The organism is Nonomuraea gerenzanensis, assembly GCF_020215645.1.
Lineage (GTDB): Bacteria > Actinomycetota > Actinomycetes > Streptosporangiales > Streptosporangiaceae > Nonomuraea > Nonomuraea gerenzanensis.
Map to the genome: position 1 here is coordinate 3363079 of NZ_CP084058.1, position 17637 is coordinate 3380715.

A 17637-nucleotide genomic window follows, 5' to 3' on the forward strand; every position below is an offset into this window, starting at 1 on the left:
TCGCTGATGGAGATAGGGGTAGCGTTCCCTGGTGCGGTTAAGGCTGCTACCCCGCCAAGGTGTTGTTTTTGCGGGTCTTCCCGGTTTCGGGCAGTGCGTTGGGCGGCCCGACTCGTCTAGAGACGAGTCTCGCGAATATGTGTGTGAGCTAATGGCTGGCTCTGTCGCTGCTGGTGTCCCGTGTGGCCTTTTATGGGGCCCTGGATGGGCGGGCCTGGTGGAGTCGTCCCGCGTCAGGGGCGGGGCGGCTTCGCCGTCGAGCCCAGTTCCCATAGGACGGGTGTGAGTAGTTGCCGTGTCTGCTCGCGTACGGACAGCAGGCCCGCTATCGCTGGTGTTGCGTTCGCTGTGGCGGGTTCACAAAGAGGGCGTTGATCGGTGTCGCGCTCGGTGTCGCGTTTTGTTGTCGCGTCCAGTGGTGCCGCTGAGAGCGCGACATCCGGTGGGTTGCCGTCTGCTCAGGTCATGCGAGTTTCGGCTGGTGCGATGGCCGGCCCGAATCGCCTTAAGGCGACTCCTGTGAATATGTGTGCGTGCGGGTGAATGGCTGGCCTGCCGCTGCTGGTTGTCCTGCGCGGACGCTTTCTCTCCTGTCTGTCTCCTTCTTCCCGGCGGGAAGCGGTCGGCCGCGGCCGGCCCCTGTTGTGACCTTGCCGCGAGCGGCGAGCAGTCTCCTCGTCTGGAGCGTCACCGGGGGTTGACATGTGGCGAGGCGGCGGGGTCGGGGAACCCGTGCGGGTGGGCATGGTCGTCGGGCGATCGGCCGGGGGACGCGCACGGCTTCGGTACCGCCGTAGGGCTGTTGGGCCGTGCGGGTGTGGCGGGGTGGGGCCTAGGCGGTGGTGAGCGTGTTGTCGGTCCCACGGGCGCGTTCGTGCCGCACGTGCCGCACGTGCCGCCTGTGCTGTCCGTCCTGGCGGCGCTGCCCGTGCTGTCTGTGTCGTCTGTGGAGGCGCTGGCGGAGATTTGTCTCCTAAGGTCGCGGTTTCGAAACCGCGTGCCGCTGTTGGCCGCTCGGCGCAAGTGCCGATGCGGCTTGGCCAAAGGTTGACCCGTCGTGCGGTCCCAACTCGGCCTTTCTGGCCGGTATTTCAATAAGTGACAGGGGTGAGCCCGTGCGCCGGATCGGGGCGTCTGATGGTGATCGTGCAGTCCGGCCACTTCGCCGAATCTCGATGCTGCGCCGTGCCGCCAGATGAAGCCGCCGCCATGCGATCAGCGCCAGGCTCTTCTGCGTCAGGCCGGCCGTCCTGCGTCGGGGGCAAGCAGCGGCACATGTCCGCGCCCGGTCGGCGCGCGGGCCGGGGCAGGTGACCAGCGGATATCGCTTGACATGGGTGGTGGAGGTGGGCGTCGATACCGACCGCCCCGGACCGGCCGGTGGCCCCGGTACGTCCCCGCTACGGGCCCATAACGGGCTTGTACGGGCCGATCGGGGCCGTCCTGAGGCCCGGGGCATGGCAATCCCCTTCCTGGTCGCCGATGGCGGTCCGCGTGGTGATGGGCCCCGGTACGGCGCTGCGCCGCCGGTCGCGTCCGCCATCGGCCGTGCCCACGGAGGCGCCGGGGATGGGGGAGCGCCGAAGGAAGAACGACGTCGAGCACATCGGCGACGCAAGGTCAGCGAACAGCAGGAGAGGCGCGACAGCGACGATGAACGGAACCACCTTCAAGACGTGTTCCTGCCGGGACGAGGAGACCGGGAAGAAGCTGGGCAAGGCCTGCCCGAAGCTGCGCCGCCCGGGCGGTGGGGAACGGTGGAGCAGCACGCACGGCCGGTGGGCCTACCAGTTGGAGTTGCCCTCGCACGCGGACGGGCGGCGGCGCAACCCGTTGCGACGGCGCGGGTTCGCGACGCTGGAGGAGGTCGAAGCGGAACTAGAGCAGGCCCGGGCGCTGCTGGCGTTGGATGAGGACCCGCACATCCAGCGGAAGGTCACAGAGCTGATGCTGTCGGTGCTCAAGGACGCCAAAGCTCTGCCCGCGGTGGAGGAGGTGCGGCGCAAGGTCCGTACCCGTCAAGATCTCAACCCCACCGTCACGGTGGCCGAGTGGATGACGGAGTTTCTGCGGCGCAAGCGGAAGATCGACGTCACCACCCGCCGCTCCTACGAGGCCCACATCCGCCTCTACTTCGTCCCCTACCTGGGTGACATCCGGCTGGATCGGCTGCGGGTGTCGGATGTGGCCGGGATGTTCGATGCGATCGAGGAGTTCAACGACGTCATCACCACCGCCCGCGCCAGTGGGGATGCGGAGGAGCGGGCTAAGGTGCGGTATCGGCGGCCGGTCGGTCCGGCCACGATGCACCGTATCCGCGCCACGCTTCGGCATGCGCTGAACATCGCGATTAAGCAGGATCGGTTGATCGACTTCAACCCGGCCGCGGTGGTCGAACTGCCCGATGCCGCCTCTCCCAAGGCGCTGGTGTGGACCGATGAGCGGGTCGCTGCCTGGAGTCGCGATCTGCAGCATCGGCTCGATGTCGAGCAGCGGCGGCGCGGGGCCGCCAGGCTCGGCCGTGCCGCCATGGTCAACGTGTACGCGTCCACGGAACGGCCATCACCGGTAATGGTGTGGACGCCCTCGCACACCTACGCCTTCCTCGCCCAGGCGGCCACCCATCGGCTGTTCGCGCTGTATCGGCTGATTGCCCTGCGTGGGCTGCGCCGGGGCGAGGCGGTTGGGCTGCGCTGGAAGGACGTCGACCTGCCCGCCGGGGTCGCCGGGGTGCACTGGCAGATCACCCAGTTGGGCTGGGAGCCGGTGCAGGGCAGGCCGAAGACCGAGGCCAGCGACCGCACTATCGCCCTGGATGAGGACACCGTCACCGCGCTACGCGCACACCGCAAGCGACAGGCTGCCGAGCGGCTGGCGGCGGGCGAGGGCTGGGTCGACAGCGGGTTCGTCTTCACCGACGAGATTGGACGGCCGCTGCATCCGCAGCAGGTCAGCGACCAGTTCTACCAACTGGCCTTCCAGGTGGGGCTGCCGCCGGTGCGGCTGCACGACCTTCGCCACGGCGCCGCGTCGCTGATGCTGGCCGCCGGGGTCGATCTGAAGGTGGTGCAGGAGACGCTCGGCCACGTGTCCTCCACCTTCACCCGTGACACCTACACCAGCGTCTATCCCGAAGTGGCCCGCGCCGCTGCGGAATCAACAGCCGCCCTGGTCAACACGGCCGCCAGCGGCGCTCAGACGGCCCGGCTGATCACCCTGCCCACCCATGCCGCAGACACCGCCATCTGAACCACCGAACTCCCACAGGCCCGCCTATCCCTCGGCGGGCCTGTGCCTTGTCTGGGATGGCGACCGCACAGCCGATCGATTGCAATGGAAGCGGGCAGGGAGGATCCCCTCGAGAAGCAGTGGATCTTTTATCTGCTGGTCAGAAATGCCAGGCCGGGGCGACGAGCCGGCTTGGACAAGGCCTGACCGCGTATCAGGCCAAAGCTGACCAGCGACGCTGTAGGCACCTTCTGGCTTGATCTTCTGATGATCGTCACCGGGGTCTGAACTGACAATGGCGGTCTAAATGATCTACCACCGCACACAGTCCGAACACAAGAGCAACCACCGAGCAACCAACCATGATCAAATACGAGATTCGAGGCCGGCGGAAACCGAGAAACCCCAGGTCGGACGCGGTATTGGTGAGTAGGGCGGGTGGGACTTGAACCCACGACCCACGGATTATGAGTCCGATGCTCTAACCGGCTGAGCTACCGCCCCTAGATGAAGTTGTCCGCCGCACGCCAGCCACCCCAAAGGATCACGCCAGCCCCCGCGCAAGGCTAAGGCTAGAGCATCGAACCCGGTTGTGGCGCCCGGCCGGACGGGGAGGGAGGCCTCCGCCGACATCATTCCATGCCGGCCGACCTCGTGGCAGCCCAAGCCGATCAATTTCACCCACCCCAAGGGCGGCAGGAGGTGGGCAGCGAGTGCTGGGGTGCGCGAGCGAGGGTGCTCGGGCAGGGCGCGCGCCCCGCAGCACTCGCTGCCGTGGTCGGTGACAGGGTGTTACGGGCGGTTCAGGCCGAGTGTGTACGCACCCGAGCCGCTGTACGCGTGCACCCGGTACCGGTAGTACCCGGCGGTGCCGTTGTAGGAGAGGGTCTCGTCAGGGTTGGGGCTGGTGCCGCTGGCCACCACGGTCCAGGACGAGCCGTTCCAGCGTTGCAGGTAGACGTCGAAGTCGACGCCGTTGGGGCCGTCGAGGCAGGCTGCGTGGGTGCCGGAGACCGTTGCCTGGTAGTAGGAGTTGTTGGGCTGGTAGGCGTTCTGGTTGGAGGTCAACGAGCCGCTGTACGTTTCCTCGTAGCCCTGGCAGCCCGTCGGGGGCGGTGGGTCGGTGCCGCCGGCCGTGACGAGGGTGAGGCCGCCGACGGAGAGGAGCTCGGCGATGGGCTGGAAGTAGGTGGTGCCGCCCACCGAGCAGTTGCCGGAGCCGCCGGAGGTCATGCCCTGGGCCTGGTCGCCCGAGATGAACGAGCCGCCGGAGTCGCCGCCTTCCGCGCACACGTTCGTGCGGGTCAGGCCCGTCACCGTGCCCTCCGGGTAGTTGACGGTGGAGTTCAGCGCCTGGACGGTGCCGCAGTGCCACTGGGTGGTGGAGCCCGAGCGGCAGATCGAGCCCTGGGGCTGGGTGACGGCCGCGCCGCGGACGGGCAGGATGCCGGCGCTGTAGCCGTTGACGACGCCGGGGGCGGTCCAGTTGGTGTTCGTGGCGACCCAGGCGTAGTCGTTGCCGGGGAAGGAGGAGATCTGGAACGTCCCTTGCGCCACCCGGTTGTAGCCGGTCGTGGTGATGCCGTTGCTGCCGCAGTGGCCGGCGGTGGTGAAGCCGAGCTGGGTGCCGCGCCTGGCCGCGAAGCCGATCGAGCAGCGGTAGCCCTCGGAGGTGTAGTAGGCGTCGCCGCCGCGGATGTCGTAGAACAGGCGCGGGCGTTCGGCCGAGGCCTCGAACGTGACCGCGCCGGCGTCGGCGACGCCGCTGCTCGCGACCCAGGCGCGGGCGGCCTGCTCGTCACTGGTGAGGACGACGACGGAGTTGCTCTGCGGGGAGACGGCCCAGCTGTGGATGGAGTCCGGCGGCGCCGCCCGGTCGAGGCTCGTCTTGACAGAGGTGAGCTGGGCGTACGAACGCGGGACGACCCGGGCCCTGGCTCCGGCGCGGGTGATCTCGGTCGTGTCGGCGCCGGACGTGCTGGCCACGACGAGCGCGCTTTCGGCGCCTTCGTACCAGATTCCGGCATAGCGGTCGCCGAGCTTCTTGCTCAGGGCGGGTGCGGCGGCGTTGCCGCGCGCCTCGTTGGCCAGGCGGTTGATCGCCTGTTCCGCGGTGATGCCGAGGTCGCGCTGCAGGGAGTCGACCACGCCTGAAGGGGGTTTCGCGTTGGCGACGGCTGGGGTCGCCGTCACGAGTAACGCGCCGATCGCGATGGCGATCAGCGCCGGGGTACGGCGCATGGATGTCTCCTCGCTGCTGGGGGTGCCGTCACGGTAACGGCGGTCCCGGACGAGGAGGAGTACTACTTTGCCCCTATCACGGTGTTATGGAGCGGTGCCGTAACCCGGATTTCGTACCAGCCAGTCGTAGTAGACCGGGCTCCGGCGTACGGCGTCCATGTGAGCCTGTTTGGCCTGTCCGACCACCCAGGCGGCTTCGGGTGCGGTGGGGTGGCGGCCGAGGAGCTGCCGCCAGCGCAGTGGCGCGCCGGCCAGCGGCACCATGATCAGGCCCTGGGCGGCCTGGTGGGTCGCCTGGCAGAGCACGACGGCCCGCCCGACCTGCGCGAGATGGGCACAGGTCGGCACGTCGGTCTCGTAGATCGTGCCCGGCGTGAACCCGGCCCGCGCGCACGCCATCGCGAAGCAGTCCGCGAAACAGCCGTCGCCGGGCGTCACCGCCCACTGCTCGTTCGCGAGGTCCGCCAGCTCCACCTCCTTCTCCTTGGCGACGGGATGGTCCTCTCCGACCAGGCAGAAGACGGGATCGAGGCTGATCGTCTCCCACAGGAGCGTGCCGGTGGGGGTGCCCGAGTCGCCGCAGGCGCCGGTCAGCACGTAGTCGAGGCGACCGAGCTCGACCATGCTGTTCAGCTCGTGCGTCGACCAGGACGTGTACGTGCTGACCTTCCGCTCCGCGGCGAGCCGGTCGACCAGGCCGCCGAGTATCGGCCCGTTCGTGGCGCCGATGCGGAAGCCGGGGGAGGGGGTGTGAGCGAAACGTACGGCTTCGTCCTGCAGTTCTTTGGCTGCGGGGAGAAGGACGCGTGCTCTGGCGAGCACGAGTTCGCCGAGGCGGGTGGGCCTGGCGCCGTGGCGGTCACGCTCGAAGAGGGCGCCGCCGAGCACCCTCTCGATGCGCTTGAGCTGTGCGGTCAGGGCCGGTTGTGCCAGCCCGAGCAGGGACGCGGCCTTGCTCACACTTCCCGCGTCCGCGACCGCGCGGACGATCCTGAGGTGCCTGAGCTCGAGGTCCATAACGGGAAGGTAAGGCGGCGATCTCTTACAAACAATGCCTCTATGTCAGGAATTGTGACAGATATTGGTCGGGGGTTCCTGGGGTAGGGGGAGCGCATGACGACGATGGGAATCGATCCGGCCCAGCTCAGCGACGATGATCTGGTACGCGAGCTGCGCCAGCTGCACACGACCCGGAGCGATACTTTTTTCCACGGGTCCGACGACGCACTCGACCGCCACACCTCCCGCACGAACGAGCTGGAGGCCGAATACCTCCGCCGCTACCCCGACCGCGAGGTCGACCCGCTGCGGCTGAGGGAGGGAGCGAGGCAGCGATCATGACGGAAGGTCACGATGTGCAGGCCCTGTCGGACCTGGACATCCACGTGTACGAGGCCGTCGCCTCCCAGGCTGTGGAGTCGGGCGGCGGGGGTGCGGGGCTCGGTGGGGTGGTACGGGCCTCGGGGATGGATGAGGAGGAGGTTCGGGCCAGCCTGGCGAGGTTGGTGGAGCATGGGTATGTGGTGCCGTATGGCGATGGGTACGGGTTGGGGCCGCATACGTTCGAGGTCGAGTACTGAGGGCTGGGGCCGCGTGGGTTCGAGGTCGAGGGTCTGAGGGCCGAGGCCGCGTGCGTTCGAGGCCGAGTGCCTGAGGGCCGTGGTCGGCTATTGAGGCGTGCGGTGGTCCGGGCCGAAGGCTGACAGCGCGCGGAGGACGGCCGCCTGCTCCGCCGTGACCCCCGACGCGCGCTGGCGGGCCGCCTCCCCGGGTGAGAGCCCGGCCGCGCACCAGGCCGCCACCTCGGGCAGGGGCACGGCGCCCCACCAGGAGGTCATGATCTCCACCGCGGGCCGCCGCACCCCGGCCGCCTCGGCCGCCGTGAACCCGAGTGCCCGGAACACCCGCGCGTCCCCCTGGTCCACCCGGTGCCGCGCCCACTCCTCGGCCTCGGCCCCGTCCCAGCCGGCGTCGGCGTACGCACGGGCCACGTCGGCGGGCACCCCAGCCCGCAGCAGCCGTCGCAGCACCTCCACCAGCTCGGCGGCGGGCGCGGCGGGCTCCGGCGCGGCCAGTCGCCGCGCCAGCCAGGGGACGCGGCGGGGGCGCTCGCCCGCGAGATGCCTGCGGGCGGCGTCGTGCGGGGCGACGCCCAGCTCGTGCCAGCGCACCGCGTCCTGCGGGGTCATGCCGGCTCGCTGCCAGGTGATGATCGTGCCGGGGGTGGCGGCGGCGGTGCTCCACAGGCGAGCCTGCGCGGGGACGGTCACGCCCGCCGCACGCCAGGCTGCCGCCTCCTCCGGGGCGAACCCCTGCTTTCGCCATCGCCGCATCTCACCCTGCGTGAAGCCGCTCCACTCCGTCATCGCCTCGTCCCCCTTGCGCGACGCCTGTTCACTCCGGTCCTCTGCGGGAAGTTCGTCCACTCCGGTCCTCTGCGGGCAGCCTGTCCGCTCCGGTCCCCCTTCGGGCAGCCTGTCCGCTCCGGTCCCCCTTCGGGCAGCCTGGCCGCTCCGTCATCGCGGGCTCTTTGCGTCCGGTACGCGTACCGCGCTCGCCCAGGCGGGGGCCGGGTGCCGGTCGCCGAACAGGCAGGCGATCACGTACGGGCGGGGGCGCCGGGCCGGCCACGGGGTGTCGCCGTCGGTCAGCACGACCAGTACGTCGGTCTTGTGGTCGGCCGCCTCGAAACCGGGTCGCAGGTCCGTGCCGCCGCCGCCCATCAGCTTCACCTGGGCCGCCGTGCGTACGCGCTGGGTGGGGTGCGCCTCGGTGTCGCAGCAGATCACGTCCAGCCGGCGGTGCCCGGTGGCGCGCAGCACGCCGTCCAGCTCGGCGAGGGCCTGTTCGAGTGCGGGACGGGTGACGCTGCCCGACGTGTCCACCAGGACGGTGACGCGGGGGAGCGGGCGTACCAGGGCGGGCAGGACGATCGTCGGTGTGGTTGCGGCGCGTCTGGACGGGCGGCGGTAGCTGTAGTCCACCCTGCCCGCGGTCTGGGTCAAGCCCCTGCGGACGAGCCTGGCCAGGCGGGCACGCCAGTCCACCTCCGGGTGGAGCGTGTGTTCGGCCCAGCGACGCCAGCGGCCGGGGGCCGTTCCTCTGGCTTCGATCTCGGCGGCCACCGCTCTGGTGAGGAGCTCGCGTTCCAGGGCGGTCAGGGCTTCCGGGCCGGTGAACGGGGGTGGGGAGCAGGGGGTCAGGTGTTGCGGGGGTTCTATGAGGTCGAGCAGGTCGGCGTACCGCTCGGCCAGGAGGCCGTCGGGCAGGCCGAGGGTGTCGGGGGAGATCGCGTCGGCGGGGGTGCCGGGGAGGTCGTCGTTGACCTCGGCGTCGGCGGCTTGGGCCCAGCGCAGGGCGTGGTCCTGGTGGTTCTGGTACGGGCGGGAGCGGGTGGGGTGGTCTCTGAGGAGGTGTCCTACGTGGTGGAGCAGCCACCAGGCTAGGCCGGGCACCGGGATGGTGGGGGTGGTGGCGGGGTTGAGGTGGAGGTTCCAGTGGGCGTCGGCGGTGGGGTGGTGGGGGGCTGTGTCGTGGGGGAGGGGGGTTATGGCGAAGAGGGCTGAGGCGAGGTAGGGGGCTTGCGTGGCTGCCCATAGACGGGCGCCGGCGAAGCGTTCCAGCGCTGCTCGTGCGGCGGCCGGATCGGCGTTCCGCGCGACTGGATCGTTGTTCCGGGTGACCGGACCGATGTTCCGTGGCACCGGACCGTTGGTTTGTGAGCCTGGACCGTTGGTTTGTGAGTCTGGGCCGTTGTTTCGTGCGACTGGATCGTCGTTTCGCGGCACCGGATCGTTGGTCCGTGGCACCGGATCGGTGGTCCGTGAAACTGGACCGTCGTTCCGGGCGAACGGATCGTCGTGCGGGGCATGTGGGACGTCGGCGTGGTCTGGCGGTCCCGGGTCGCGGGGGTTGGGCTCGTTCATGGCATCAGCCCCGCGGACCGCAGGATCGGCGCCAGCTCCAGCACCGTCGGTGGTAGGACGGCGCCGTGCGGGCGGTGGGCGGCGAGGGAGCGGGCAGCGGTGGCCGCCACGTCCGGGGTGCGCCGGGCGACCCGGCCGATCACCGTCCATGCCCGCTGCCAGGCGTCCGCGCTTCCGTCGGCGGTCACGTGCGCGACCACCGAGCCGAGTACGGCGTGCACCCGGTCCACCCGGTCGGGCAGCGGGGCGGCGGGGTCGGCGAGCAAGGTGGCGGGGTCGGGCAGGTCCAGGTCGCGCAGCCAGGACAGCAGCTCGAACCCGGCGGCCTCCCCGACGGCGCCGACCACCAGCTCGGCCCGCACCCGTTCCATGCCAGGGGCCGCCGCCTCCACCCGGGGCGTGCCGGTGGACGTGCCGGCCGGTGTGGTGCCGTCCGATGTGCCGGCTGGAGTGGTGCCGGTGGACGTGCCGGCCGGTGTGGCGCCGTCCGATGCGCCGGCCGGTGTGGCGCCGTCCGATGTGCCGGCTGGAGTGGCGCCGTCCGATGCGGCGGCGTCGGTGGACGTGCAGGCCAGAGCGGTGGCCGCCAGCTCCCACGTACGCGGACTAGGCCAACCCCGCCCACCCCCCTCAGGCACCACCAACACCAACTCAGGCCGCACCCGCAAAAAAGCCCCCACCAACGCCCGAGCCCGCCCCGTACAAGCCCCATCAACCTCCCCAAACCCCCCAGCAGGCGCGGAGAAGCCACCGATGAACCCCTCCGCCACCGACTCGGCGCTCACCCTCCAGTCCAGATGCACGAGTCGGTTGGCGAGCGGCGCCGACAGCTCCCACCCATCGGCGGCCTGCTCGGGCGGGTTGGCGGCGGCGACGATCCGCACCTGCGCGGGCAGGGCCAGATCACCCACCACCCGCTCCAGCACCACCCGCAACATCGCAGCCTGTACGGCGGGCGGCGCCGTGGTCAGCTCGTCGAGGAACAGGATCCCGCGCCCCGCGGCCGCCAGCCGCTCCGCCCACCGGGGCGGCGCGAACCAGGTCTTGCCCTCACGCAACATCGGCAGCCCCGCGAAGTCGCTCGGCTCCCTGATCGAGCCCACCACGACCTCCACCGGCAGCCCGAGCCGCTCGCCCAGTGCCAGCACGGCCGAGGTCTTCCCGGTCCCCGGTGCGCCCCAGAGCAGGACCGGCAGGTTCGCCGCCACGGCGACGGACAGTGCGTCCATGTACAGAACCCCCTCGCGTCAACTTTGATTGACCTCTGCAAGGGTCAACGTAGGTTGACGCGAGGGTGGTTGTCAAATCTCCAGCACGAGCTTGCCGACGAAGTCGCCGCTCTCGATCAGCGCGTGCGCCTTGGCGGCCTCCGCCAGCGGGAAGACCCGGTCCACGTGCACGTTCATGGATCCCTCCGCCGCCAGCGCGGCCACCGCGGCCAGCCCCGCGTGGTCGGGCTCGACGACGAACACGCCGTGCCGCACCCCCGCCGCCGTGAACGCCTCCACGTCCGCGGGCGTCACCCCAGATACGGCGATGAACGCGCCCCCCGGCCGGATCAGGGGCAGTGACCTGGCCGGATAGTCGCCGCCGACGATGTCCACCACGACATCCACCTCGGACACGGCCGAGGCGAAGTCCACGGCGGTGTAGTCGATCACCTCGTCGGCCCCGAGCCCCCGGACGAACTCGTGCTTGGCCGCCCGCGCCGTGCCGATCACGTACGCCCCGCGCAGCTTGGCGAGCTGCACCGCCAGGTGCCCGACCCCGCCCGCGGCGGCGTGCACGAGCACCCGCTGCCCCGGCGAGACGTCGGCGATGTCCGTGAAGCCCTGCCACACCGTCAGCGCCGACATGGGCAGCGCCGCCGCCTGCACGTGCGTGATCCCGGCGGGCTTGAGCGCGAACTGCCGTGGCCTGGCCACCACGTACTCCGCGTAGGCCCCGGCGTAGCGCGGGAAGTTCAGCATGCCGAACACCTCGTCGCCCGGCTTGAACCGGCCGACGTACTCGCCGACCTCCTCGACGACGCCCGACACGTCCCAGCCAGGGGTCAGCGGCGGCTCGGTGTAGTCCGGCGGGTACGGGACGCGCCGCAGTTTCCAGTCCGGCGGGTTGATCCCCGCTGCCTCGACCCGGACGAGCACCTCGTGCGCCAGCGGCCGGGGGCGGGGGACGTCGGCGAGCTCCAGGACCTCGGGCTCGCCGTATGAGCGATAGACGATCGCGCGCATGTTCTCAGTCACAGAGAACATGCTGGTCAGACTGGTTCCTCTTGTGAAGAAGGCACCTGATTGGTATTCAGGTACCTGATGGATACCACCTTTCCCGACCTCCGTAGCTACGGTGGTGCGGACGCGTACCTGCGGGCCTGCAAGCCCAGCGCCGTGTTCGGCCTGTTCACCAACAAGTGGACCGGGCTGGTCATCAGCGCCCTGCTCGGCGGGCCCCGGCGGTTCAACGAGCTGCGCAGGATGCTCGACGGGCTCACCCAGAAGATGTTGTCGCAGACCCTGCGCACGCTGGAGCGCGACGGCCTGGTCATCAGGAGCGTCTATCCGACGATCCCGCCCCGGGTCGACTACGAGCTCACCGACCTGGGGCGCAGCGCCGCCGCCATGTTCCAGGCCATCGGTGAGTGGGCGGGCGCGCACGCCGACGAGGTGATCGCCGCCCGACAGGCCTACGACGAGCGGGCCGAGGAGCCGGTCAAGCCTGTCTGACCCCGCGAACGGCCCGGAAAGCCGGTCAAGCCCGTCTGACGGGCTGAGCGGGCCGAGCGGACCAAGCGGACCAAGCGGGCCGAGCGGGGCGAGCGGGCCGATCAAGACCGTCCGCAAGACCGGGGAAGCCGGTCAAGGCCGATCTGACAGACCGAGCCGGCCCCCCGTAGTGGACCTTCGTATCCCACGCTCCTACGCTCAAGACGTGGATGTCGCCGACCTGAGCCCCGCGCAGGCGCGGGAGCGCTTCCGCACCGGCGAGCGGGTGCCCACCGCAGGCTGGTGCCGGGGCTGGACGCAGGCCAACCTCATCGCCGTGCCCAAGCGGCTACGGTACGAGCTGCTGCTGTTCGCCCACCGAAACCCCCAGGCGTGCCCGGTGCTCGACGTCGGCGAGCCCGGTGCGTGGTCCACCGAGCTGTTCGCCGGCGACCTGCGCACGGACCTGCCCGGCTACCGGCTCTACCGCGACGGCCGGGCGGTCGCCGACCTCGACGAGGTGGTGGCCGAGTGGCGTGCGGACCTGGTGCCGTTCCTGATCGGCTGCAGCTTCACCTTCGAGCGGGCGCTGCTGGCCGCCGGGGTGCCGGTGCGGCACCTGGAGTCGGGGACGAACGTGCCGATGTACGTCACCAGCCTGCCCTGCGAGTCGACCGGGAGCCTGTCGGGGCCGCTGGTCGTGTCGATGCGGCCGGTGCCGGGCGACCTGGTGAGCACCGCCGTCGAGGTGAGCGGCCACTACCCGATGGTGCACGGCAAGCCCGTGCACGTCGGGGACCCGGCCGCGATCGGCATCGGCGACCTGGCCAGGCCCGACTACGGCGATCCGGTGGAGGTGCGGGCCGGGGAGGTGCCGCTGTTCTGGGCGTGCGGGGTGACGCCGCAGGCGGCGGTGCTGGCCAGCGGCATCGACTACGCGATCGGCCACCTGCCGGGGCATATGGCGATCATGGACGTCCGTGACGACGACTATCTAGTGACATAACGAGATATTTCGCCGTATGGGTGGACGCGCTGGACGCCGTCACGCGCGGCGAGCTGCATCCGGACGCCGTGAGCGAGGAGGGCCTCGCCCTGGCGGCCAGCCTCATCGCCGGCCCGATCTCCCAGCAGCTCGCCAACGAGCCGGGCGCCACCTACGAGGAGGGCCGCTTCACCCGGCTCGTCCCCCGGCTGCCCGCCGTGTTCGCGGCGGTATACCCGCCGCGCTGAGCTGCGCCCCGATCGCCGGCGCACCAGGCCGGTTGTCGATCTCCAGATGCGGTACGGCCGGCGGCTCGTCCACCCGGATGGCCCGCAGGTAGTCGCCGAACGCCGCCAGCTTGCCCGTGTCCCTGCCCAGCCCTCTGGCCGTCAGCCGCTCGCGCAGGGTCGGCCCGTCGGAGCGCACCCACAGCAGCCGCACCGGCGGCCCGCCCAGCTCCGCCACCCACCGCGCCCACCTGGCGGCGTCGTGCACCTGCGTGGTGAACGGCCCGTCCAGCATGACCGGGCAGCCGTGCTCGCGGACCTGCCTGGCGATCCTGGTCAGCCCCGCGTACTCGTGCCGCTTGATGTGCTCGTCGTACCACGGGCCCTCGCGCTCGCCGTCGGGACGGCCGTGGGCCCGCAGCACCTCGGCCGCGAAGTCGCCGTACACGGTGTCCTTGTCGAGCAGCGCGGGCACGGGGGACAGGCGGGCGAGCAGCTCGGCCGCCACCGTGGACTTGCCCGCGCCAGGCGGCCCGCTGATCACCCAGAGCGTGCTCACGAGATCACCGTATACGCGGATCTGCGTACGAGGGTGCCTCGCCTCGGCGGACGACCGCGACGCGCCCGGCCAGCAGACTCGGTGCCCATGCTGACCGTCTTGACCAGAGTCTTCCGATCGCCGGACCTGCGGGGAAAGGTGCTGTTCACGCTGGGGATCATCGTGCTGTTCCGGCTCGGACAGCTCCTGCCCGCCCCCGGCGTGGACATCGTGGTGGTGCGCCGGTGCCTGGGGTCCGCCAGCGGTGGCGTGTTCGACATGGTGCAGCTGCTCAGCGGGGGCGCGATGCTGCAGTTGTCGGTGTTCGCGCTGGGCGTGATGCCGTACATCACCGCCAGCATCGTCATGCAGCTGCTCGCGGTGGTCATCCCCAGGCTGGACGCGCTCAGGAAGGAGGGGCAGAACGGCCAGGCCAAGATCACCCAGTACACCCGATACGCCACCGTCGGCCTCGCCGTCCTGAACGCCGGCACCATCGTGGCCCTGGCCCGCACCGGGCAGCTCCTGCCCGGCTGCTCCCAGCCGCTGCTGCGCGACGACGGGCTGCTCGCCGTGACGGTGATCGTGCTCACCATGGTGGCCGGGACCTGCGCGGTCATGTGGATGGGCGAGCTGATCACCGAGCGCGGCGTCGGCAACGGCATGTCGCTGCTGATCTTCACGCAGGTGGTGGCCGTCTTCCCGGCGTACCTGTCGAAGATCTTCGTGCTCAGCCCGGTGAGCTTCGTGGTGATGATCGGCGCCGGGCTGTGCCTGGTGGCCGCCGTGGTGTTCGTGGAGCAGGCGCAGCGGCGGGTGCCCGTCTCGTACGCCAAGCAGCTCATCGGCAAGCGCATGTACGGGGGCAGGAACACCTACATCCCCATGAAGGTGAACCAGGCGGGCATCGTGCCCGTCATCTTCACCTCGTCCCTGCTGTACCTGCCGTCACTGGCCGCGCCCCTGCTCGGGCCGGAGGCGCGGGCGTGGGTCGAGCTCAACCTCACCGCCGGGACGCATCCGCTCTACATGACCGCGTACGTGCTGCTCATCGCCGGGTTCGCGTACTTCTACGTGTCGATCACCTTCAATCCCGAGGAGGTGGCCGACGGGATCAGGAAGTACGGGGGGTTCGTGCCGGGGATCCGGCCGGGGCGGCCCACGGCTGCCTACCTGGCGTACGTGCTGAGCCGGTTGACCGCGCCGGGGGCGTTGTACCTGGGGGTGCTGGCGTTGCTGCCGCTGGTGGCGTTCGCGATCCTGCGGGATCCGGGGACGCAGCAGAACTTCCCGTTCGGCGGGACCAGCATCCTGATCATGGTGGGGGTCGGGCTGGACACCGTGAAGCAGATCGAGGCCCAGCTCCAGCAGCGCAACTACGAGGGCTTCCTGAAGTGAGGGCTTCCCGAAGCAGGACACTCAACCGGGCAACGCCAGGCCGGCGCGCATCGCGAACACCACGAGCTGCGCCCGGTCCCTGGCGTGCAGCTTGACCATGGCGCGGCTGACGTGGGTGCGCACGGTGTCGGGGCTGATCGTCAGCTCCCCGGCGATCTCCTCGTTCGACCGGCCGGTGGCCACCCACGCCACCAGCTCCCGCTCCCGGGGCGTCAGCGTCTCGATGCCCTCGACCGGGCGCGCGTCGCCGTGCCCGCCGAACAGGCCGATGACCTTCCTGGTGATGGCGGGCGAGAGCAACGCCTCGCCGGCGGCCACCACGCGCACCGCGTTGACCAGCTCGTCGGGGGCGCTGTCCTTGAGCAGGAAGCCGCTGGCGCCGGCCTGGAGTGCGGTGAAGACGTACTCGTCCATGGCGAACGTCGTCACCACGACGATGCGGGTGCCGCGCAGCTCGGGGTCGGCGGCGATCGCCCACAGGGTGGCCAGGCCGTCCATGCCGGGCATGCGGATGTCGAGGAGCAGGACGTCGGGGCGGGTGCGGCGGATCAGCGCCAGCGCCGCCTGCCCGTCACCGGCCTCGCCGACGCACTCCATCCCGGGCTCCCGCTCCAGCAGCGCCCGCAGGCCCATGCGCACCACGGCCTGGTCGTCGGCGACGGCGACCCTGATCAGCCCCGTCGGCCCGGCGGTGCCCGCTGCGCGGGTGGGCTCCTCCACGGTGGTCACGCCGAGACCCGCGGGAACCGGGCCTCCACGCGGAATCCGCCGCCCTCGCGGGGACTGGCCGTGAGGTGGCCGCCCGCCTCGCTCACCCTGGCGCGCATCCCGGCCAGCCCGCGCCCCTCGCCCGCGCCCGTCGCGCCGATGCCCCGGTCCGAGACCTCCACCACGAACGTGCGCGAGTCGCCGGAGGCGCGCACCAGCGCCCGGGTGGGGCCCGCGTGCCGCAACACGTTGGTGAGGGACTCGCGCACCACCCGGTAGACGGGGCTCCGGAGGTGGGTGGGCACGGTGATCGCCGGGGGCTCGACGTCCACGGGCAGGCCCGCCGCGCGGACGCCGTCGATGAGCGCGGCCAGGTCGCCGGCGGGCGGGTCGATGCCGTCGAGCGCCGCCCGCAGGTGGGCGAGCGCTGTCGTGCTGGTCTCCCTGATCGCGCGCAGGGAGGCCCGTGCCTGCTCGGGGTCGTCGTCGAGGGTGACGAGCGCCAGCCCGGCCTGCATGGCGATGGCGGCCAGCCCGTGACCGGCGGCGTCGTGCACCTCCCCGGCGATCCTGGCCCGCTCCCGCACCACCGCCGCCTCAGCATCCGCCCCGTCGACGCGTGCGTCGTGAACGCGTGCGGGGTCAACGCGTGCGCCGTCAACGCGTGCGCCGTCAACGCGTGCGCCGTCAACGCGTGCGCCGTCAACGCGTGCGCCGTCAAAGCCTGCGCCGTCAAAGCCTGCGCCGGGGAACGCCGCGTCGGCGCCGTCCAGGCGGGGCGTGGTCGTCTCGTCGGGCGGTGCGACGGGGCCCGCGTGCCAGGGCCGGACCGTCGCCGTGGGAGCGGTGCGGGCGGCGGGGATGCCCCATGCCACCGACCGGCCCTGGGACTGGCCCGCGCCAGGCGGCTGTGCCTGGGTTGCGTCCGCGCGGGGCGGCGATGCCCGGGATGCGCCTGAGACAACCGAAAGCCCATGGGACCGGCCCGGGACGTGCGCCTGCTCGGCCGCGGCCGACTGCAACCGAGGCGTCTCCGCGTCGGCCGCGGCGGCGGCAGCGGCCGCGCGCGCCTGCGCGAGCCCGCTGAACGACCACGGAACGGCCAGCCACCCGGCCCACGCCAGCATGACGACGACCGGCACGTCACCCAGCCGGCTCAGGCGCGACAGCGCGGCGAGCGGCCTGCGCAGCCGCCCGGTGCTCGGCGTGTCGTCGGTCGCCATCCCCCCACCCGCTCAGGCTCGTGTAGCCCCGATCCTAGCGAGCTTTCAGACGGTGCGGCTCGACCGAGCCCCGTCCAGCCCCCAAGAGATGATCTTGCTGGGCACGAGGTGGATGACCTCGCGGGAGAAGAACGGCACGGGCGGCTCGGCGTCCGTGAGCGCGACCGCCGTGCCGCGGATCTCGATGCCCCTGGCCACCCAGGGATCGACCGAGGCCAGGTCGTCCACCACGAAGGACACCGTGCTGCCGCGCTGGATGTTCTTGAACTTCTTCGACACGCCCAGGGCGTGCCCGCCGATGACGATCGTGCCGTCCTGCACGAAGAAGCCGACGGGGTTGTTCTGGACCTGGCCGTCGGCCGCCACCGTGGCGAGGCGGCCGAGCTGCTGGCCTGCGAGGTAGCCCAGTTCCGCTGTTGTGAAGATCATGCGGTTCAGTCTGCAACCTTGACATAGGTTGA

The 17637-nt window shown here is 71.0% G+C and carries 18 protein-coding genes and 1 tRNA gene; 8 read left to right on the forward strand and 11 right to left on the reverse strand.

What is annotated here, in order from left to right; genetic code table 11:
- Positions 1-1482 precede the first annotated feature (1482 nt).
- Positions 1483-3249: a tyrosine-type recombinase/integrase gene (locus tag LCN96_RS15980; protein WP_225273417.1), complete on the forward strand. Its 1767-nt coding sequence runs from the start codon at positions 1483-1485 to the stop codon at positions 3247-3249.
- 409 nt (positions 3250-3658) lie between these two features.
- Here the strand turns inward: LCN96_RS15980 and LCN96_RS15985 are convergent.
- The 3 genes from LCN96_RS15985 to LCN96_RS15995 form a co-directional block, all read right to left on the reverse strand.
- A tRNA-Ile gene (locus tag LCN96_RS15985) sits at positions 3659-3732 on the reverse strand.
- Positions 3733-4020: 288 nt separating this feature from the next.
- Entirely contained in the window at positions 4021-5469 is a 1449-nt protein-coding gene (locus LCN96_RS15990; RefSeq protein ID WP_225273418.1) for a S1 family peptidase, read from the reverse strand.
- 84 nt (positions 5470-5553) lie between these two features.
- Positions 5554-6486 carry a LysR family transcriptional regulator gene (locus LCN96_RS15995; protein WP_225273419.1) on the reverse strand — a complete coding sequence of 311 codons (933 nt, stop codon included), beginning with the start codon at positions 6484-6486 and terminating at the stop codon, positions 5554-5556.
- A gap of 96 nt (positions 6487-6582) precedes the next feature.
- Here LCN96_RS15995 and LCN96_RS16000 point away from each other — a divergent pair, with 96 nt between their 5' ends.
- Complete coding sequence (locus LCN96_RS16000; RefSeq protein ID WP_148440223.1) at positions 6583-6810, forward strand: DUF6158 family protein; 228 nt, start codon at positions 6583-6585, stop codon at positions 6808-6810.
- Positions 6807-7049 carry a hypothetical protein gene (locus tag LCN96_RS16005; protein ID WP_225273420.1) on the forward strand — a complete coding sequence of 81 codons (243 nt, stop codon included), beginning with the start codon at positions 6807-6809 and terminating at the stop codon, positions 7047-7049. The genes LCN96_RS16000 and LCN96_RS16005 overlap by 4 nt, the downstream gene beginning before the upstream one ends.
- Before the next feature lie 87 nt (positions 7050-7136).
- Here LCN96_RS16005 and LCN96_RS16010 read toward each other — a convergent pair whose 3' ends face one another.
- From LCN96_RS16010 to LCN96_RS16025, 4 genes are all read right to left on the reverse strand, one after another.
- Complete coding sequence (locus LCN96_RS16010) at positions 7137-7802, reverse strand: hypothetical protein (RefSeq protein WP_225273421.1); 666 nt, start codon at positions 7800-7802, stop codon at positions 7137-7139.
- 183 nt (positions 7803-7985) lie between these two features.
- Positions 7986-9395 carry a vWA domain-containing protein gene (locus LCN96_RS16015; RefSeq protein WP_225273422.1) on the reverse strand — a complete coding sequence of 470 codons (1410 nt, stop codon included), beginning with the start codon at positions 9393-9395 and terminating at the stop codon, positions 7986-7988.
- On the reverse strand, positions 9392-10624 hold the full coding sequence (locus LCN96_RS16020; RefSeq protein ID WP_225273423.1) for an AAA family ATPase: 1233 nt from the start codon (positions 10622-10624) through the stop codon (positions 9392-9394). The genes LCN96_RS16015 and LCN96_RS16020 overlap by 4 nt, the downstream gene beginning before the upstream one ends.
- A 72-nt stretch (positions 10625-10696) precedes the next feature.
- The gene (locus LCN96_RS16025; protein WP_225273424.1) at positions 10697-11650 is read right to left on the reverse strand and encodes an NADP-dependent oxidoreductase; all 954 of its coding nucleotides are present in this window, start codon (positions 11648-11650) and stop codon (positions 10697-10699) included.
- Between the two features lie 57 nt (positions 11651-11707).
- Here LCN96_RS16025 and LCN96_RS16030 point away from each other — a divergent pair, with 57 nt between their 5' ends.
- From LCN96_RS16030 to LCN96_RS16040, 3 genes are all read left to right on the forward strand, one after another.
- On the forward strand, positions 11708-12118 hold the full coding sequence (locus tag LCN96_RS16030) for a winged helix-turn-helix transcriptional regulator (protein WP_225273425.1): 411 nt from the start codon (positions 11708-11710) through the stop codon (positions 12116-12118).
- Between the two features lie 205 nt (positions 12119-12323).
- Positions 12324-13103 (forward strand): putative hydro-lyase, encoded by a 780-nt coding sequence (locus LCN96_RS16035; RefSeq protein WP_225273426.1) that lies wholly within the window; start codon positions 12324-12326, stop codon positions 13101-13103.
- A 20-nt stretch (positions 13104-13123) separates the two neighbouring features.
- Positions 13124-13330, forward strand: coding sequence for a hypothetical protein (locus LCN96_RS16040; protein WP_225273427.1), 207 nt, complete (start codon positions 13124-13126; stop codon positions 13328-13330).
- On the opposite strand, the gene LCN96_RS16045 is transcribed toward LCN96_RS16040, so the two are convergent.
- A complete protein-coding gene (locus tag LCN96_RS16045) occupies positions 13272-13868 on the reverse strand; it encodes an AAA family ATPase (protein WP_225273428.1) in 597 nt (198 codons plus the stop codon). The two genes, LCN96_RS16040 and LCN96_RS16045, sit on opposite strands and share 59 nt — an antisense overlap.
- A gap of 87 nt (positions 13869-13955) precedes the next feature.
- Between LCN96_RS16045 and secY the strand changes: the two genes are divergently transcribed.
- A complete protein-coding gene (gene secY / locus LCN96_RS16050) occupies positions 13956-15245 on the forward strand; it encodes a preprotein translocase subunit SecY (protein ID WP_225273429.1) in 1290 nt (429 codons plus the stop codon).
- A 21-nt stretch (positions 15246-15266) separates the two neighbouring features.
- On the opposite strand, the gene LCN96_RS16055 is transcribed toward secY, so the two are convergent.
- Positions 15267-15974 carry a response regulator gene (locus LCN96_RS16055; RefSeq protein WP_263657486.1) on the reverse strand — a complete coding sequence of 236 codons (708 nt, stop codon included), beginning with the start codon at positions 15972-15974 and terminating at the stop codon, positions 15267-15269.
- Positions 15971-16543: a sensor histidine kinase gene (locus LCN96_RS57405; protein WP_225273430.1), complete on the reverse strand. Its 573-nt coding sequence runs from the start codon at positions 16541-16543 to the stop codon at positions 15971-15973. The genes LCN96_RS16055 and LCN96_RS57405 overlap by 4 nt, the downstream gene beginning before the upstream one ends.
- Positions 16544-16579: 36 nt before the next feature.
- On the opposite strand from LCN96_RS57405, the gene LCN96_RS57410 reads away from it, so the two are divergent.
- Positions 16580-16912, forward strand: a complete 333-nt coding sequence (locus LCN96_RS57410; protein ID WP_397351902.1) for a hypothetical protein — start codon at positions 16580-16582, stop codon at positions 16910-16912.
- Positions 16913-17221: 309 nt separating this feature from the next.
- On the opposite strand, the gene LCN96_RS16070 is transcribed toward LCN96_RS57410, so the two are convergent.
- A complete protein-coding gene (locus tag LCN96_RS16070) occupies positions 17222-17605 on the reverse strand; it encodes a PPOX class F420-dependent oxidoreductase (protein ID WP_225273431.1) in 384 nt (127 codons plus the stop codon).
- Positions 17606-17637: the final 32 nt, after the last annotated feature.

What these genes read in the sequence shown, in the direction of transcription:
- LCN96_RS15980 (WP_225273417.1), top strand. Translation starts at nt 1,483, where the DNA reads ATGGCGGTCCGCGTGGTGATGGGCCCCGGTACGGCGCTGCGCCGCCGG.
- LCN96_RS15990 (WP_225273418.1), bottom strand. Translation starts at nt 5,469, where the DNA reads ATGCGCCGTACCCCGGCGCTGATCGCCATCGCGATCGGCGCGTTACTC.
- LCN96_RS15995 (WP_225273419.1), bottom strand. Translation starts at nt 6,486, where the DNA reads ATGGACCTCGAGCTCAGGCACCTCAGGATCGTCCGCGCGGTCGCGGAC.
- LCN96_RS16000 (WP_148440223.1), top strand. Translation starts at nt 6,583, where the DNA reads ATGACGACGATGGGAATCGATCCGGCCCAGCTCAGCGACGATGATCTG.
- LCN96_RS16005 (WP_225273420.1), top strand. Translation starts at nt 6,807, where the DNA reads ATGACGGAAGGTCACGATGTGCAGGCCCTGTCGGACCTGGACATCCAC.
- LCN96_RS16010 (WP_225273421.1), bottom strand. Translation starts at nt 7,802, where the DNA reads ATGCGGCGATGGCGAAAGCAGGGGTTCGCCCCGGAGGAGGCGGCAGCC.
- LCN96_RS16015 (WP_225273422.1), bottom strand. Translation starts at nt 9,395, where the DNA reads ATGAACGAGCCCAACCCCCGCGACCCGGGACCGCCAGACCACGCCGAC.
- LCN96_RS16020 (WP_225273423.1), bottom strand. Translation starts at nt 10,624, where the DNA reads ATGGACGCACTGTCCGTCGCCGTGGCGGCGAACCTGCCGGTCCTGCTC.
- LCN96_RS16025 (WP_225273424.1), bottom strand. Translation starts at nt 11,650, where the DNA reads ATGTTCTCTGTGACTGAGAACATGCGCGCGATCGTCTATCGCTCATAC.
- LCN96_RS16030 (WP_225273425.1), top strand. Translation starts at nt 11,708, where the DNA reads ATGGATACCACCTTTCCCGACCTCCGTAGCTACGGTGGTGCGGACGCG.
- secY (WP_225273429.1), top strand. Translation starts at nt 13,956, where the DNA reads ATGCTGACCGTCTTGACCAGAGTCTTCCGATCGCCGGACCTGCGGGGA.
- LCN96_RS16070 (WP_225273431.1), bottom strand. Translation starts at nt 17,605, where the DNA reads ATGATCTTCACAACAGCGGAACTGGGCTACCTCGCAGGCCAGCAGCTC.